Genomic DNA, 15,401 nt, shown 5'->3' with positions numbered 1-15,401 from the left:
CGAACGGATCTCTCAATCCGTGAGCAAAAGAGGATGCTAACGCCAGCGGGAGATCCGCTTCGGGAGCGACCCTTCGCCCCACGCGTCACAGAGCTCCTTGAGTCGGCGCCGGGCCCCTCGCCACTCCAGCTCTTCGAGCTTCTCCGGAAGCGGAACATCTTTGCGGAGGGTCGCCAGCTGCCGATAGAGAATCGCCTCCGCTCGATGTGTTGTCAGGCTCTCCGCCAGGCGTGCGGCGCGTCCGAGGCCGAGCCCAAATTGCCGCGGGTCATCCGGGATCGATTCCAAATGCGCATGGCGGGAAAGGACAGCCGACGCCGACTTGGCCCCCCACCCCGGGATGCCGGGGTAGCCGTCGGCGGCATCCCCCACCAGCGCGAGCCAATCCGGGATGGAGTGCGGTTGGACGCCGAATTTTTCCACCACCCCCGCCGCATCGAGGACGAGGTCGCGCCGGCGGTCCCAGCAGACGATCCGGCTTCCCGTCACGAGCTGCGTCATGTCTTTATCGGGTGAGCAGAGGACGATCTGTTCGACCGAGGGGGCATTTTGAAACTTCGCTGCGGCGGCGGCCAGCGCGTCGTCCGCCTCGAATTCCACCATCGGCCAAACGACCACCCCAAGCGCGGCGGTGGCCTCTTCCGCCAGCGGGAATTGGGCGAGGAGGTCCGGATCGATCCCTGCGGATGTCTTATACCCGGGAAAGAGATCGTTACGAAAAGATTCGATGACATGATCGAAGGCGCAGGCGATGTGGGTCACCTCCGGCCTCGTCAGGAGGGCGACGAGACTCCTCAAGAGGCCGAGGGTCGCGCCGATCTCCCGGCCGTCGCGCGTTTTCTTCGGAGGCGCGCCGAAATAATTTCGGAAGAGCTCATAGGTCCCATCGACCAGGTGGATCTTCATCGGCCATGACCGCGGAGGCTGGAAAGAGCCGCCTTACTCTTCAAGGAAACCGAATTGTCCGGCATTAAAGTCATTGATCGCATCGATGATCTCCGCCTGGGTATTCATCACGAACGGGCCATATTGGACGACCGGCTCGTTGATCGGCGCTCCATTGAGCAGCAGGAGATGCGCGGCCGCGTGGCTCTCGATCACGATCTCTTCTCCCGCCCGGTCGAATAGAACGAGATCGCCCGATCCGGCATCCGCTTTTCGATTGATCTTCACCTCTCCTTTCATCACCAGCAGGGCAGTGTTTTCATCGGCTGGAAACGACAACCGGACCCTTTCTTGGGGCGCCAATCGTATATCGAACAGATTCATCTGCGTCTGCGTGGCCGCCGGCCCTTTGACCCCCTCATAGACTCCGGCAATGACACGAAGCAGACCTCCCTTCGGCAACGGAATGAGGCCCATCTGATTGGCGGTCAGGCTTTGATAACGGGGCCGGTCCATCTTATGCGCCTTGGGAAGGTTCACCCAGATCTGCATCATATGCATCGGCCCGCCCGCCGCCGCATACTTCTTTTCGTGATACTCCCGATGCAAGATGCCCGATCCGGCGGTCATCCATTGCACGTCGCCGGGGCCGATTATCCCGCCATTGCCGGCGCTGTCATGGTGCGCGACGCTCCCCTCAAACGCCACCGTAACTGTTTCGAATCCCCGGTGCGGGTGCGGGCCGACGCCGCGCCGGTCGCTCTCGGTCGGCGGGTGATTGAAGGGGGGATGATAGTCCATCAGCACATAGGGGCTCAGATCGTAGCCGACTCTGTTTCCGGCGGAGAAATAGTTGCTGACGCGGAAGCCGTCGCCGACCCAGTGAATGGGAGCCCCCCGGAACGTCCCGATGATTTTGCGTTCATTCGTCATTGAGCACCTCTTTTCTTAGGCATCCTTCTCTTGGGATGCAGATCCTATGAATATAAGTCGGCGCAGCCCCGATTACAAGGGGACCCTAGGTCCTCGAGTGCAAATGTGAATTGACTGATCTCCTATTCTCCGATGTCTCATCCGACCTGTTGGAAGGAAACGGATTTGTATGGACAGAGGGATGCATTCTATGGCGCGTCATCTCATCTATATCTGGATGAAATGGCGGTCATGATTATTTAGAATGGGTTTTTAATCTATTGCCTGTCAGAACGACGTCTGACAAGTACGACCCGGAAAAAGCTTCCGCATGTATCCCGCGCGGAGATTCCAGATGAAGCCACGTTCCGGAGGGTCTATCCTCGGAACGGGAAGAGATCCAGCGTCGCCGATGCTCAAGAGATAAAATTCTAACCTGCGGCCGACCCCTTACCGGTATCGATGATTATCGGTACTGACTTTCTATAACAAACACAGACAAGTGCCGGACCGACTCGGTTTTACAGATAAATGCTTCAAATAGAGCTGTTTTGATCAGATTAAAATGTTTTCTACAGGCATACTCACAAATGAAGGAGTGCGGCAAATTAAATCGCCCCTTCGTAGAGGTCGAAACACCGGTAGAAGAAAAGTACAACAACGAGAGGAAATCCCAGGAATGGAATCCTATCAAGTCTTAGGACGAAATTGTTCCTGAGATTTAAATCACAAAGGGGAGATCGATGAGACATCTAAAGATGGCCGTAATGACCGGCGCTTTTTTGCTGGCGGCGACGATCGTCGGCTGCGCAAGCGGTCCGGAGTTTACCAAGAGCAGTGAGAAATCGACCTCGGCGATCCGCGGAGCCGAAGAGGTCGGCGCGTCCAAGGTTCCGAACGCCGCGCTTCATTTACAGCTCGCCAAGGAGGAGCTGAATCGCGCGAAGGAGCTCGACACAAAAGGCAAGAAGGAAGAGGCCGTCTCGATGCTGTCTCGGGCCGAAGCCGACGCCGAGCTGGCGGTCGCCCTCTCGCACGAAGAGAAAGAAAAGACGGAAGCCGCTCAAGCGGTGGAGCGGGTACGGAAGCTCCGTGAAGACAATCGATCCTCTCCTGAAAGGAGCCAACCATGAAGCTGACCCATTCGATCGTTCTCATTGCCACGGCCGGGCTCTTCGCCGGCTGCGCCGCCACCGTTCCGACCGAGCTGGCCAAAGCCCGTGAATCGTATCGTCATGCGAGCGCGGGACCGGCGGCGCAACTCGTCCCGGCAGAGCTGCATAAGGCGGAGGAAGCGCTCGCCAAGGCCGAGAAGTCTTTCCTGAAGGATCCTGAATCGTTTCATACCCGAGATCTCGCCTATGCCGCTGAGCGCAAGGCCAATCTGGCGGAAGCGCTCGCAGCGACCGCCTCCCAGCGCGGAAACGCCGCCCAGGCGAATAAAGACTTTCAGGCGACCCAAAGCAATATCATGAAGGAGACGAAAGAGAAGCTAAACAAGAGCCGCACCGATCTCGCAGCATCGGAGCGGAAGGGCGAGGCGGCTGCAGACAAGCTCTCAACAGAGCAGCAGAACAGGCTGGAGTCCGAAGGAAGAGCGATCGACATGCAGAGCGCCTCTGCCAGCGCCCTTTCCAAGGAACAGCAGGCGCGGACCGACTCCGAGAAGAGAGCGTCCGATGCGCAGAGTGCGTCGGCAGACAAGCTCTCCGCCGAACAGCAGAGCCGCCTTGAATCGGAAGGGCGAGCGACGGACAAACAGCTCGCATCGGCAAAAGAGCTCTCCATAGAGCAAGAAGCGCGGAAGGATGCCGACAAACGGACCATTGAGATGCAGAGCGCGTCGGCGAATGCGCTTTCAAAAGAGCAGCAGAACCGGGCGGATTCCGAGAAAAGGGCGGTTGATGCGCAAAGCGCGTCGGCGGACAAACTTTCAGCAGAACAACAAAATCGCCGTGAATCGGAGGGACGGGCGGCAGAACAGCAGACCGCGTCGGCCAAGGCACTTTTAACAGAGCAAGAGGCCCGGAAGGATGCCGACAAACGCGCCACCGACGCGCAGGCTGCGTTGGCGACCCTCGCCGGAACGCGGGAAGAGTCTCGGGGATTGGTGATCACCCTCTCCGGCAGCATCCTCTTTGCTTCCAACCAATCGAAGCTTTTACCCTCGGCACAGTCCCGACTGAACGAGGTCGCGCAGGCGCTCATCGAGACCAAAGGCCGCAAGCTCGATATCGAGGGTCATACCGACTCGAAGGGAACGGCGAGTTACAACCAAGAGCTATCGCAGCTGCGCGCAGAGGCGGTCCGCTCCTATCTCATCTCCCGCGGCTATCCGGCCGAGCAGATCCAGGCGCATGGGATCGGCAAAGAGCGTCCGATTGCAGACAATGCGAGCTCCGAAGGCCGCGCAAACAATCGGCGGGTGGAGATCATCGTCGAGCGGCAAACCAACCGGTAGCCACTGAGGATCTGAAAAAAGCAGTCGATCTCTCGATCCTTTCCACCCGAAAGGGTCGACAAGACGGGATCGCTTCCGCTCCCATAAGGCGCCGAAGCGATCCCGTTGATCGATCGTTTGGAATACCCTCCTTAGGTTTTCTTCTCGAACCATCAAACACCCTCGATCTCAAAACTGAGCTGTTTTGACCAGACGGCGATCCTTTTTAGTCGCATACTGGTGCCCCAAGAAAAGGAATTTTGAAAAAAGGAGAAACAATGTATAAAGGATTTTGGAGTTATCTCTTTCCGACACTGATTATCCTCTCCGGTCTGAATTTTATTTGGGCTTGGATACTGACCGCCGTAAAGGCACCTCAAAGTTCGGAAGCGGCGCCGATTCCCGGCCCGGTCTCTCCGCATTGGAAATATGTAGAGACGGTAGGACCTGAAGGGGTCGGAAATATCATGACCCCTGCGCTTAAGTCAAAGAGGGAAGCGGCTGTTTCATCTCAAAGATGAAACGAGAACAGAGTGTGATATTCAAGGCACCCGATGCGAAGGCTCTTTGATGACCCTTTTGCGAAGGGAAGAAGGCTTCAACAAGCCTATACCGCCTATACAGATAGATCAAACCGCAACCCCCTTCCGGCCATTCCAGACGAGATCAAGCGTTCTTTCTTCGTTCGGTTTTCTCGACCGGGATGAGCGCCCTGCCTCATTACGGGACGGTCCGGAACAAATGGACAAGAGCCGATTTGTTAGGACGGCCGAATTGAAATTCACCCGCCACAGGATCATCCATGGAGGAGAGAATGAAAACAAATCATGTCGGACTCGGATTGGCGGCGGTACTGTTCTTGTCGGTTCTCGGTTGCCACTCGGGGATCAAACAGGTCGTCAATAGCGCTCCTGCAGCGGTGACCCCCCTCCCCGATCCGATCGCTCCGAGCGATCCGACCGGGACCCCCAAGCCGACGGGAGCGCCGTTTTTCGTCAGTCAACTATTGAAATTCCATGTTCCTTGGCCGACCGTCATTGAGGTGGCGGTGGATGGCTTCATCATGAGAGAGCAGCCGCAGGGATGCGGCGATGAAGGCTGCTATATCGTCCTCTCCAACACGGAGGCCCCCAGCGGCCAGGCCAACTTTGTGATCCAGGTCTTTCCTCCGGCTTATAAAAGACGCGCGAACAAATTGGAGTTCGAAGTAACCGACGTCTCGGTAAACCCCAGCCTTAAAGGGGAGATGCTTGCGAGCAAACCGCTTCGGCTGATTATGATCGAGGCGCTGGGACCGGTTCTCGGCGGCCCGCCGAACCCCGCCAGCGTCCCGGGCACACCCGAGTTTGCGGCGCTTCATGACGGCGGGTTCTTCGATTTCATCGGCCTCAGCTCCCAGCAAGACGCCGATGCCTACTACCAGGCGATCGACCCGACCGGAAGCAAGAAGACCCTCAAACTCTGGAAAAGCGTCAACGGCTTTAATCCAAACGACGACACGCTCGACGATGCCAAAGCGGTCTATTTCAACGGAGGAGACTTGGGATTCGGCCGGAGCATGCACATGAAGAAAAAGCCGAACGGCGATATTGCCTACTACGTTTCAAACTACCCGACCGTCGAGGATGCGCGGCGCGGGACGAATCTGATTGCGACGGTCGCGATGGACCACTCTCCCGGACCCCAAGGGGGCTCGCGATTTACCAAGTTCTATGTCTACAACAATGTGGGAGATGGCGCGATCGTCTCCTCCGCCGATCTCGATGGAAACGGGCAGAAGTTCGTCCCCAAGCTCTGCATCATCTGCCACAGCGGCGCTGCAGGTTCCACCGGGGCGGGAGATGTCGGCGCCCGATTCCTGCCGTTTGATCTCGCCTCCTTTCAATACTCCTCCGTGGGGGGATTCGGCCGCAGCGACCAAGAGGCCGAGTTTAAAAAGCTCAACGCCGGCATTCTCGATACGAGCAAATCGGCTGCCACGGAGGGGTTGATTCAAGCATGGTATGGCGGCGCTTCGCTGCCTCAGCCGGCGCAAATCAGCGATGCGGTTCCCGCGGGCTGGAGCGGCCATGACGATCTCTATTTAAGAGTGGTGAAGACGTCGTGCCGGGGATGTCATATCACCCGCAACAGCCCGGTCGACTTTGCCTCCTTCACGAGCTTCGACGCGAAGAGCGGCTCGGCCGAGACGTTTGCCTGCTCGACCCGAAACATGCCCCACGCCAAAGTGACCTATCAACGGTTCTGGCTCCAGAGGCTCTCCGGCCCCGGCGGCCCGACAGACCAAGTCGGATTGCTCAAACAAGCCGGCCTGAGTGGTTGGAGCAGCAGCGATCCCTGCCCCAACTGAGGGGAAGGAAAGGGTCATCCTATTTGGAGCAGGCGGCGACTCGGTAGGCGGCTCGATAATCATGGCGCCCGACCGAGTAAACGAAGGAGGACCTCCCTCTCGGAGGATGTTCGATAAAAAATAAGGCCCCTTGACCGGGTCGGTCGTTCCGCTGCGAGTGGGCAGGGAACCTCCCCTATTTGGAGAAATCATTTGAAGGGACAAAGAAAAACAAGCAAACCGGCCCCGCTTTTCGACGCGAAGAGCTTTCTGAATATGGTCGGCAGCGGAAAAAGAGTTTTGAAGGCGAAAAAGGATCAAATCCTCTTTTCTCAAGGAGACACCTCCGACGCGGTCTTCTATATTCAGGAAGGGAAGGTCAAGCTGATTGTGGTTTCTCCCAGAGGGAAAGAGGCCGTGGTTGCGGTGCTGGAGCGCGGCGCCTTCTTTGGTGAAGCGTGTCTGACCACACAGATCCTCCGGATTGCGACCGCAATCTCAATGGGAGAGTGTAAGATCGTTCGGATCGAAAAAGCCGCCATGGTTCGCGTCCTCCATGATGAACCGATCTTCTCGGAGCTATTCCTCGCCTACCTGTTGTGCCGCAACATTCGGATCGAAGAGGATTTGGTCGATCAACTCTTTAATTCAAGCGAGAAGCGTCTGGCTCGCGTTCTCCTCCTGCTGGCTCACTTCGGGAAAGAGAGCAAAACCGAAATTATTATTCCGAAGATCAGCCAGGAGACTCTGGCCGATATGATCGGCACCACCCGCTCCCGGGTCAGCTTCTTTATGAATAAGTTCAAGAAGCTCGGCTTCATCGACAGCGACAATGGATTGCGCGTTCACAGCGCCCTCCTGAATATCGTCCTGCACGACTAGCTCAATCCCCATGAAGTAGATTCAGTCCGAACTTGGGGGCCGATGGGGCGTTGCCCCGAACCCCCTCTGCGATCCCTACAAATAAGCCGCTATCAAACCACACCGACCGATGCTTCTCCGCCGGTTACAGTACGGCAAACAAAAAAGGCGGCCTTTTTCAGACCGCCCTTTTTATTGATGAACCCGGTTGCCCTTCAAACCCGGATCAAGTTCTTCTTGCTGAGCAGATAATCGAGCATCAGATTGCTCATCTTCTCCTGGACCGTATTTAACTTCAACCGGTCGTTTAAGCTTTTAAAGTCAACATGGTCAAGCTTCTGATCCTGATTGAAGCAGGTGAAGACGACCGTCTCTTTACCCGTCCGCGGATCGATATGCTTCTGCAGGCACTGGGCGCAGACCTCTTTCATCATGCACTGCATCGGAGAGTTGATGCTCCCGATCCCGGTGTGATTGGGGTTTAAATAAGGCGCCAAAACGGTATGCCGCGCCTGCTGGAGCGCCCCCATCATCCGGTCGGAGCCGATCGCGATGATCCGGTTCACCGTGTCCAAGGGAATCGGCACCTCCCCGAGCTCTTTTTCCGAGTATGCCTTCATCGCTTGAACGATGTTTCCGACGAAGCTCTTGTCCTGGGGACGGCGCGGTTGGATCGGTGTTCCGGAATCGACGCTCCAGACGATCAGGTCCGACGCCGACTCGATCTCACCGGTTTTGTAGACATCCTCCGGTTTTTTGTAGCCGGCGAAATAGATCACCCGGTTGCCGCGCGCCCGCATCGCCTTTCCGATCGAGAAGAGGACGGCGTTCCCAAGCCCACCCCCTGCGAGCAGGACCGTTTCGTTCGATTCGATCTCCGTCGGCGCACCGGTCGGCCCCATCACGACGACCGGCTCGCCCGGTTTGAGCGCCGCGCAGAGCCGGGAGCTGACCCCCATCTCGAGGGCGATCAAGGAGAGAAGTCCCTTTTCTTTATCGACCCACGCCCCGGTCAGGGCGATCCCTTCCATCGTCAGACGGATCCCGTCGACCTCCTCCGCCAAGCTCTCGAAATTCTGCAGCCGATAAAACTGTCCCGGCTCGAACTGCCTGGCCTGCAGCGGCGCCTGGATGATCACCTCGACGATCGTCGGCGTCAGCCGGACGACGTCGACCACTTTGGCCGACAACTGCGCATCGAGATTTTGGGCGAACGCGTTGAACCGCTCCTCACGGGCCGGCTGATCGTTCGGCGAGAGCGCGGCAAAAGTTTTTTCAAAGAGCTGAACGATATAAGGATAGCCCTCTTTGGCCGACGCCATCGCTTTGACGACGCTTCCGGCAAAGACCGGATGGTTGTCGCCGTAGTAGGTGATGAACTTTCCTTCTTTCTCATAGGAGGTAAAGACCGCCGGGGTGGTCCAGTCGCTCGACGGGGCGAGCGCCGGCGTCTCGCTTCCATTCCAAGTCGGCTCGAACCGTTTGAAGAACTTTTTCTTCTCGTCCATTTGGAACGTCCCGGGGTGTTCCTTTTCGTAGATCACGTTGGGGGTCGTCCCCGCCGCGACCAGAACCGCTTTCGCCGGAAAGGTGACAAACTCGCCGGTCCCCTTCAGCTTCCCTTCTTGAACGACCTGTTTCTCGAATTTCACCGCGGAGACCGCGCCGAACCGGTCGGGAATCGCTTCGACCGGGTTCATCCGCTCGACGTAGAAGATCCCCTCTTCGAGCGATTTGATGATCTCCTCATGATTCAGCCGATAGGCGGGGGAGTCGATCAGGTCGCGCCGGTAGACGAGCGAGACGCCGCCCCACTCCCGCAGGAGCGGAACGAAGTTCGGCGCTTCTCCGGTCACTTCGGCGCGGGCCCGCTCGGCCCGGATCGCCTTGCCGTGTGCCAAGAATTCGTCGAGGATCGACTTCTCTTCCTCGTCGTACATCGCCCGGACTTTATCGACGCCGAAATGCTCCGAAAGGATCTCATACCGGTGGAGAGTTTTCTCGACCTGGATCGGATAATAGGCCATCGCTTCGGTCGCCGTGTCGATGGCGGTCAGGCCGCCGCCGATGATCACCGCTGGAAGGCGGAGCTGCAGGTTCGCCAACGACGACGCTTTGAACGCGCCGGTCAGCTGAAGCGCCATCAGAAAATCGCTCGCCTGACGGATCCCTTTGATCAGGTTGTTCTTCATCTCGACGATGGTCGGCCGTCCCGCGCCGGCGGCGATGGCGATGTGATCGAACCCCATCGCCCAAGCGTCGTCGATCGTGATCGTCCCGCCGAACCGGACCCCGCCGTAGACCCGGAACTTCTCCCGCCGGGCCAGGGTCAGATAGATTAAATCAAGAAAGTTTTTGTCCCACCGGACGGTAATCCCATACTCGGCGACCCCGCCGAACCCGGCCAACACCCGCTCATCGAGCGCATGGTAGAGGGTTTGGATCTCTTTGATCGGCCGGGGGGCCGTTTCGGCATCGCCGGTCCATTCTTTCGGGAGCGGCTCGATCTTCAGCCCGTCGATTCCGACGACGCCGAACCCCTCATTTAAAAGGAGCTGCCCCAGGGTAAAGCCGGCCGGTCCCATCCCGACGACGAGGACATTCTTTCCGTTATAAGGAAGCGGGTAAGGCCGTTTGACCCGCAGCGGGTTCCAGCGGGCGAGGAGCGAGTAGATTTCGAAGCCATACGGCAGGTTCAAGACGTCGGTCAGGACGCCGGTTTCGACCTGAGGGATATTGACCGGCTCCTGCTTTTGATAGATGCAGGCTTTCATGCAGTCGTTGCAGATCCGGTGGCCGGTGGCGGGAGGAACCGGGTTGTCGATCATCGCCATGGCGAGCGCCGCGATCGCATCCCCCTCCCCTTTCAGGTAGTGCATCTCCGAGATCTTTTCATCCAACGGGCAGCCGGGCAGATCGATTCCGAGCGGATTTTTCGTGATGGCGCCGGCGCGGTCGCGCAGCCCCTTTGCGCAGGAGTCTTTTTCCCGTTCGTGGCAGATGACGCAGTAGTCGATTTCGTAGAGGACATTTTTCTCGTCGTATCGCCGGTCGGTCAGCGCAAACCCGTCCCGCCGCCGGAGGGTCGTTTCGGGCCCCTTCATCCACTCCGGCAGATCCGTTTTTGGCGCCTCGATTTCGACCAGATGAAAATAGTCGATCTTATGCGGATGGCGGTAGGAGACCCAATCGCGTGTGAAGGCGCGGCCCGCCGGATCGTGCATCGACGCGAAGGCCCACTTTTCAATGAAGGTCAGTAATCCCTGGGTAAAGGAGAGCAGATCGTCCGGCGACTCGGAGTCGAATCCGGTTCCGAGCATCTCTTTGAATGCCTCTCTCCCCTCAGTCTGTTCGAGCAGACTCTGACGAAGCGCGCGGATCTGTTCGAGAAGGACTTCCGGCGCCGGCTCGTTCCGTTTGATCTGGAAGGAGAGCGCTCTCTCGGCGTCGAGCAGCCGGCAGGTGGCGACGGCGATCACCTGCTCCATGTCCTGATACGATCCGAGGTGGCCGACCATGATCTCGAGGAGCAGCGTCAGCTTTCGATCGAGCGCGCGATAGCTGAGCGACGGAAGCATTTCCGCGTTATATTTTTTCAGCACCTGTTTGGCAATAAATTCTTTTTTAAATCGAAAGATCGCCTTTTGATCGAGCACCTGCTGAATCATCCGCGCCCGCTCGGCGTCGACCCGGAACAGGCGGGCGATGAAACCGCTGAGATGCGGGGCGACCCGGATCAACAGCTCCGATTCCTCAGGCGGCGTCAGGGGAGCGCCGGTGCCGGTCCGATAGGCCAGAAAGGCGTCGAACAAGGCGGCGTCGTCCTCTTTCAGCGCTTCATCGAAACGCCCGGCCAGCGCTTTCAGCCGCTCCGGTCGATAAAGATCGGCATATGAAAATCGATCGATCCCGGGGGTGAATGTTTCATCGGAGGGGGTCAACAAACCTTTTTCTGTCATGCGCGCACTACCTCACCTTGTTTGCAGGGAACGTCCCGGAACGCTCTTTATGATGCTGGGATAAAACCGATTGGGCCGGTCAGACGAACGGAAGAGCAACTGAGAGGGCGCTCCGATTTGCGTCGGAGGCCGCGCCTCGGGGGCGTTCAACGGGTCTACTCTAGACACCTCACTCAATAAATGGCGAAAAGAAGTTATTTTACCGTATTTGGGGTAGGAAGATCAATCGGAACTTGAGGGGGATGATTTTTTGAGCAGGGGTTAAGCGGGTCGTCGGAGTGAGGATGGGCGTCTGCCCACACCCACTGCATGAAGGTCGTGGGGTTTTTACCCCACGACCTTCGGCCCTATATGAGAACAAACCTGATGGTCAGTAATGGCCCCATCTGAAAACTCCGCAATGCGATCCTCTGAACTCGCGCGCACAAACACCGTCAACGGACGTTCATCACTCCGGTTTTAATGCACCTTCAAGGCGGTCGGCTTGCGGGGCGGCGGGAAAGCCCGGTCCAATTCCGCCAGGTCGTGCGGGGTCAGGTGAACGTCAAGCGCGGCGCGGTTCTCCCGCACATGAGACGGCTGACTGGCCTTCGGAATGACGATCACCCCCTCTTTCTGGAGCAACCAGGCGAGCGCCACCTGGGCGGGGCTGATTCCATGATTCGAAGCGATCTGCTGCAAGATCGGATCGTCGATCATTCGGCCCCGCTCGATCGGCGAGTAGGCCATGATCGGGATCTGCCGCTTCAGGCACCAGGGAAGGAGCGCCGGCTCGGCCTCACGGCGGTAAAGATTGTAGAGGACCTGATCGGTGGCGACCTGTTTACCGTTCGGCACGGTCAGCAGCTCCTCCATGTCGGAGAGGTCGAAATTGCTCACCCCCCAGTCCCGAATCGCCCCGGCCTCTTTCAACGCCTCGAAGGCCTCTACCGTTTCGGAAAGGGGAAACTCCCCTCTCCAATGGAGCAGGTAGAGATCGAGGCGATCGGTCCGCAAGCGCTCGAGACTCCGCTCGCAGGCGGCGACGGTCCCGTACCGACTGGCATGATGCGGATAGATTTTGCTGACGAGATAGACCGCGTCGCGGCGGCCGTCGATCGCTTCCCCCACGACCGCTTCGGCGCCCCCCTCGCCATACATCTCCGCGGTATCAATGAGGGTCATGCCGAGATCGAGGCCGAGCCGGAGCGCCGCCACCTCTTCCGGCCGTCGCTCCGGCGCTTCTCCCATGCCCCAGGTCCCCTGGCCGAGCACCGGGACCGGCACTCCTGAAGGAAGGTTTACCGTTCTCATCGGGTTTCTCCTGTCGTCAGATGTGGGATATCTATCAATATTCTAGCAATATTCTAGGAGGGTTGAGCCGATGGAAGCAATACTGCCGGAAGATGATCTTCGTCTGATGGAGCGACGCTACTTTCTCTTTTGTTCTCTGACTCTGGGAGAATTGAAATTCGCACTTTCAGGAAGGAAACTCGTGAGAGGAGAGAGGGAGAAGCTCCTGGCCGGCGATCATTATGATTCAAGATCTATCAGGAGGAAACGGCTTCTTACTCGCGTCACACGCACCGAAGATGAATTCTGTTTTCGATCCGTCAAATGACTCCCGCTTCGCGTTCAAAGCGGAATTCGGAGAGGCGCAATCGGGACATCAAAGAGGCGCGCTGCAATCGAGGTGAATCGGTCAAATCGCTCTTCAGGAGGGGTATCCAGAATCTGCCGGCTTGGAGCGCGGCGGCCCTCTTCATCTCCTCTAAAGGGAAAGGCGGTCCAACCATACCGTTCATCCAAGTTCGTATACGACCTGGGAAGCAATCCGTAGTTACGATTTCGGCCCTACAGTACTCGAGTGCAAAAGGAAATGCAAGGCGTTTTTCTTAAACGATAAGCAGGAGCAAGAGAGACGGGGAGTATCCCTAGATAGATTATTCTGAAGCGAGATTGTTTTTCGTTTTCAGCTTTCATCTTCAGCTTTCATGGCCATCAAGTCCAATCCGCATACCTGCTGAATCGGCGCGAAGAGGGCCGCCCGTTTCAGATTATATTTTGCTGCTACAATATAAATCAGTAAAATTGATTTACTCTTTTCTTAAAAAGTCAGATGAACCTAAATCTGGGATAGGAAGACGCTTTTGAATCGAGGAAGGGCCTTTTATAGGGGCGCATTTCTATTGGTTCTGATCTATTATGCCTGGATTCTTCTTGTCAGGCAGGTTCCTACCGTTGAGACCTTTTACCATCTGGTCGATCTTCCTTTTCACGAAGCGGGACATGTCCTTTTTCGCATCGGAGGCGAGTTTTTAACGATTCTCGGCGGCTCCCTCTTCCAGGTGATCATGCCGTCGATCGTTTTCGGCCACTTTTTCCGGCGGAAAGATTATTTCGGAGCCGCCGTCGTCCTCTTTTGGGTAGGAGAGAATTTCCTGGATGTGAGCGCCTACATCGGCGATGCCCGAGCGATGCAGCTCCAGCTCCTCGGATGCGAAGAACCTCCGTGCGAGGGACATGACTGGAATAATATATTAGACCGCCTAGGGATGTTAAAGTGGGACACCGCTCTTGCCCGTTTTATTTTCGGATTGGGGGCGATTTTAATGCTTGGATCGATCGGGTACGGTCTGTGGCTGTTCTGGAAGGATTGGACCGGCGACGAAGCGGTATTACGGAAATCAGACCGCAGCGGGGTTCAACCCTAAGAATACTTCTTGAGAGGACAAGTACACCTCCATCGCTTCAGAGAGTGCTGAAACATAAAACCGAAACCGATTGCCTCCGCTTTGCGCCAGGCCCCATTTATCCCCGTGCAAAGCAGAGGGCCTTCCGGCGGAGAGCGTCAAAGGAGGATCGTTCCAATTTATTACCTCATCACTTTCTGATTTCATTTCGATCAGTCGGAACGGAATTGTTATCGAGCGCTCCAGGCGCGGCGGATCGCTCGCGCTCCATCTTCTGACCCATTCGATTCCCCTCTCTGTTCGACTTTGGGGCCTGCTTCTCTTTCCCTTCCACCCCCGGCGCCGGTCCCTGTCCGTCCAGCGGCGCCTCGTCTTTCAGCGTCTCCGTTCCGGACTGAACCCCTCCCATCCGTCGCTCCTGGTTCGACTCCCGGTTATTGAGTCTTTGCGACTGAGCGGTCCCCGCAAAAGCCGCCGAAAAGGCCAGGACCCACACCCACGGGAAAAATCCCCTCTTATATCGTTTCATCTCATCTCCTTTATCGCTCTCATGATCGGTCCGGTCGGTATTCCTCTTTTACAATCAGCGGGTCGCAGATATCTTAAGGGGCGTTTCGTCTCGAAGGGGTGTCTCATAAGGAAGGAGGATCTTGAAGGTCGTTCCGGCTCCCAAGGCGCTCGAAATCTGAACCGTTCCCCGAGCAGCCCGGTAAACTTTTTAACGATCGACAGCCCTAACCCCGATCCCTCGTAAGCACGGGGGTGAAACGGATCGGCGTGGTAATGGTTTGGCATCTGTTTCAACTCAGCACTACCCATTCGGGAAGATCAGGAATTAAGTATGATGTCCCCGGAATTCCCCGGATGTAAAAAAATCGTATGGGGGTCGAATTTTAAGATCGTTCGGAGATCCTCTTCAGCAAGCTCAAGTTCCGGGTATTTTCTATCCGATGTAACAATCTGACGTCTTGCATAAGCTCGTCTTAAGTATGGTATCCCTGGAATTTCAGATCGTCGATGATTTTATCGCAGTTCACCGCAATAAACTCCTCGACGGCGCGCGCCATATCCCTATTATAGATTTATTGCAGGGTACTTTCCAAGGGCGTTGCCCGTTGACCGTGCGCTAATTAGCAGGGGTATCCGTCCCGGATCTGTTCGTTGTAATAAGCTCCCTTGGAGGTGGCGTTCATCAGCCCCTGGAATCCATAGCGGGACATTGCAGAAATCGTAAATATGTCCCTGCTCGAACTCGATCTTCATCCGTCGCGCGCTTGGATCGTAGCCGATCCGTCGAATGGCGGACGAGCGGACGTTTATCATTTCCATGGGGGAACTCGTCG

General features: G+C 57.0%; 10 protein-coding genes and 1 pseudogene. 5 read left to right on the top strand and 6 right to left on the bottom strand.

Annotation, left to right across the window (positions count from 1 at the left end; all coding sequences use genetic code 11):
* Positions 1–36: 36 nt before the first annotated feature.
* Both HY282_02440 and HY282_02435 read right to left on the bottom strand, forming a co-directional pair.
* The gene (locus HY282_02440) at positions 37–906 is read right to left on the bottom strand and encodes a flap endonuclease (GenBank protein ID MBI3802603.1); all 870 of its coding nucleotides are present in this window, start codon (positions 904–906) and stop codon (positions 37–39) included.
* A gap of 33 nt (positions 907–939) precedes the next feature.
* Entirely contained in the window at positions 940–1,818 is an 879-nt protein-coding gene (locus tag HY282_02435; protein MBI3802602.1) for a pirin family protein, read from the bottom strand.
* A gap of 722 nt (positions 1,819–2,540) precedes the next feature.
* On the opposite strand from HY282_02435, the gene HY282_02430 reads away from it, so the two are divergent.
* The 4 genes from HY282_02430 to HY282_02415 all read left to right on the top strand — a co-directional run bounded on the left by HY282_02430 (position 2,541) and on the right by HY282_02415 (position 7,448).
* The gene (locus HY282_02430) at positions 2,541–2,930 is read left to right on the top strand and encodes a DUF4398 domain-containing protein (GenBank protein ID MBI3802601.1); all 390 of its coding nucleotides are present in this window, start codon (positions 2,541–2,543) and stop codon (positions 2,928–2,930) included.
* Positions 2,927–4,258, top strand: a complete 1,332-nt coding sequence (locus HY282_02425; GenBank protein ID MBI3802600.1) for an OmpA family protein — start codon at positions 2,927–2,929, stop codon at positions 4,256–4,258. The genes HY282_02430 and HY282_02425 overlap by 4 nt, the downstream gene beginning before the upstream one ends.
* Positions 4,259–5,051: 793 nt before the next feature.
* Positions 5,052–6,587, top strand: a complete 1,536-nt coding sequence (locus tag HY282_02420; protein ID MBI3802599.1) for a hypothetical protein — start codon at positions 5,052–5,054, stop codon at positions 6,585–6,587.
* A gap of 255 nt (positions 6,588–6,842) precedes the next feature.
* Positions 6,843–7,448 (top strand): Crp/Fnr family transcriptional regulator, encoded by a 606-nt coding sequence (locus HY282_02415; GenBank protein MBI3802598.1) that lies wholly within the window; start codon positions 6,843–6,845, stop codon positions 7,446–7,448.
* A gap of 194 nt (positions 7,449–7,642) precedes the next feature.
* On the opposite strand, the gene HY282_02410 is transcribed toward HY282_02415, so the two are convergent.
* Both HY282_02410 and HY282_02405 read right to left on the bottom strand, forming a co-directional pair.
* Complete coding sequence (locus HY282_02410; GenBank protein MBI3802597.1) at positions 7,643–11,386, bottom strand: pyridine nucleotide-disulfide oxidoreductase; 3,744 nt, start codon at positions 11,384–11,386, stop codon at positions 7,643–7,645.
* 459 nt (positions 11,387–11,845) lie between these two features.
* Positions 11,846–12,679, bottom strand: coding sequence for an aldo/keto reductase (locus tag HY282_02405; protein ID MBI3802596.1), 834 nt, complete (start codon positions 12,677–12,679; stop codon positions 11,846–11,848).
* A gap of 836 nt (positions 12,680–13,515) precedes the next feature.
* Between HY282_02405 and HY282_02400 the strand changes: the two genes are divergently transcribed.
* A complete protein-coding gene (locus tag HY282_02400) occupies positions 13,516–14,079 on the top strand; it encodes a hypothetical protein (protein MBI3802595.1) in 564 nt (187 codons plus the stop codon).
* A 169-nt stretch (positions 14,080–14,248) separates the two neighbouring features.
* On the opposite strand, the gene HY282_02395 is transcribed toward HY282_02400, so the two are convergent.
* Positions 14,249–14,587: a hypothetical protein gene (locus HY282_02395; protein ID MBI3802594.1), complete on the bottom strand. Its 339-nt coding sequence runs from the start codon at positions 14,585–14,587 to the stop codon at positions 14,249–14,251.
* Between the two features lie 601 nt (positions 14,588–15,188).
* Positions 15,189–15,387: pseudogene (locus HY282_02390) on the bottom strand (KTSC domain-containing protein).
* Positions 15,388–15,401: the final 14 nt, after the last annotated feature.

It is taken from the genome of Candidatus Manganitrophaceae bacterium (assembly GCA_016200325.1).
Lineage (GTDB): Bacteria > Nitrospirota > Nitrospiria > SBBL01 > Manganitrophaceae > Manganitrophus.
This window is presented reverse-complemented; position numbering and strand designations above follow the sequence as displayed.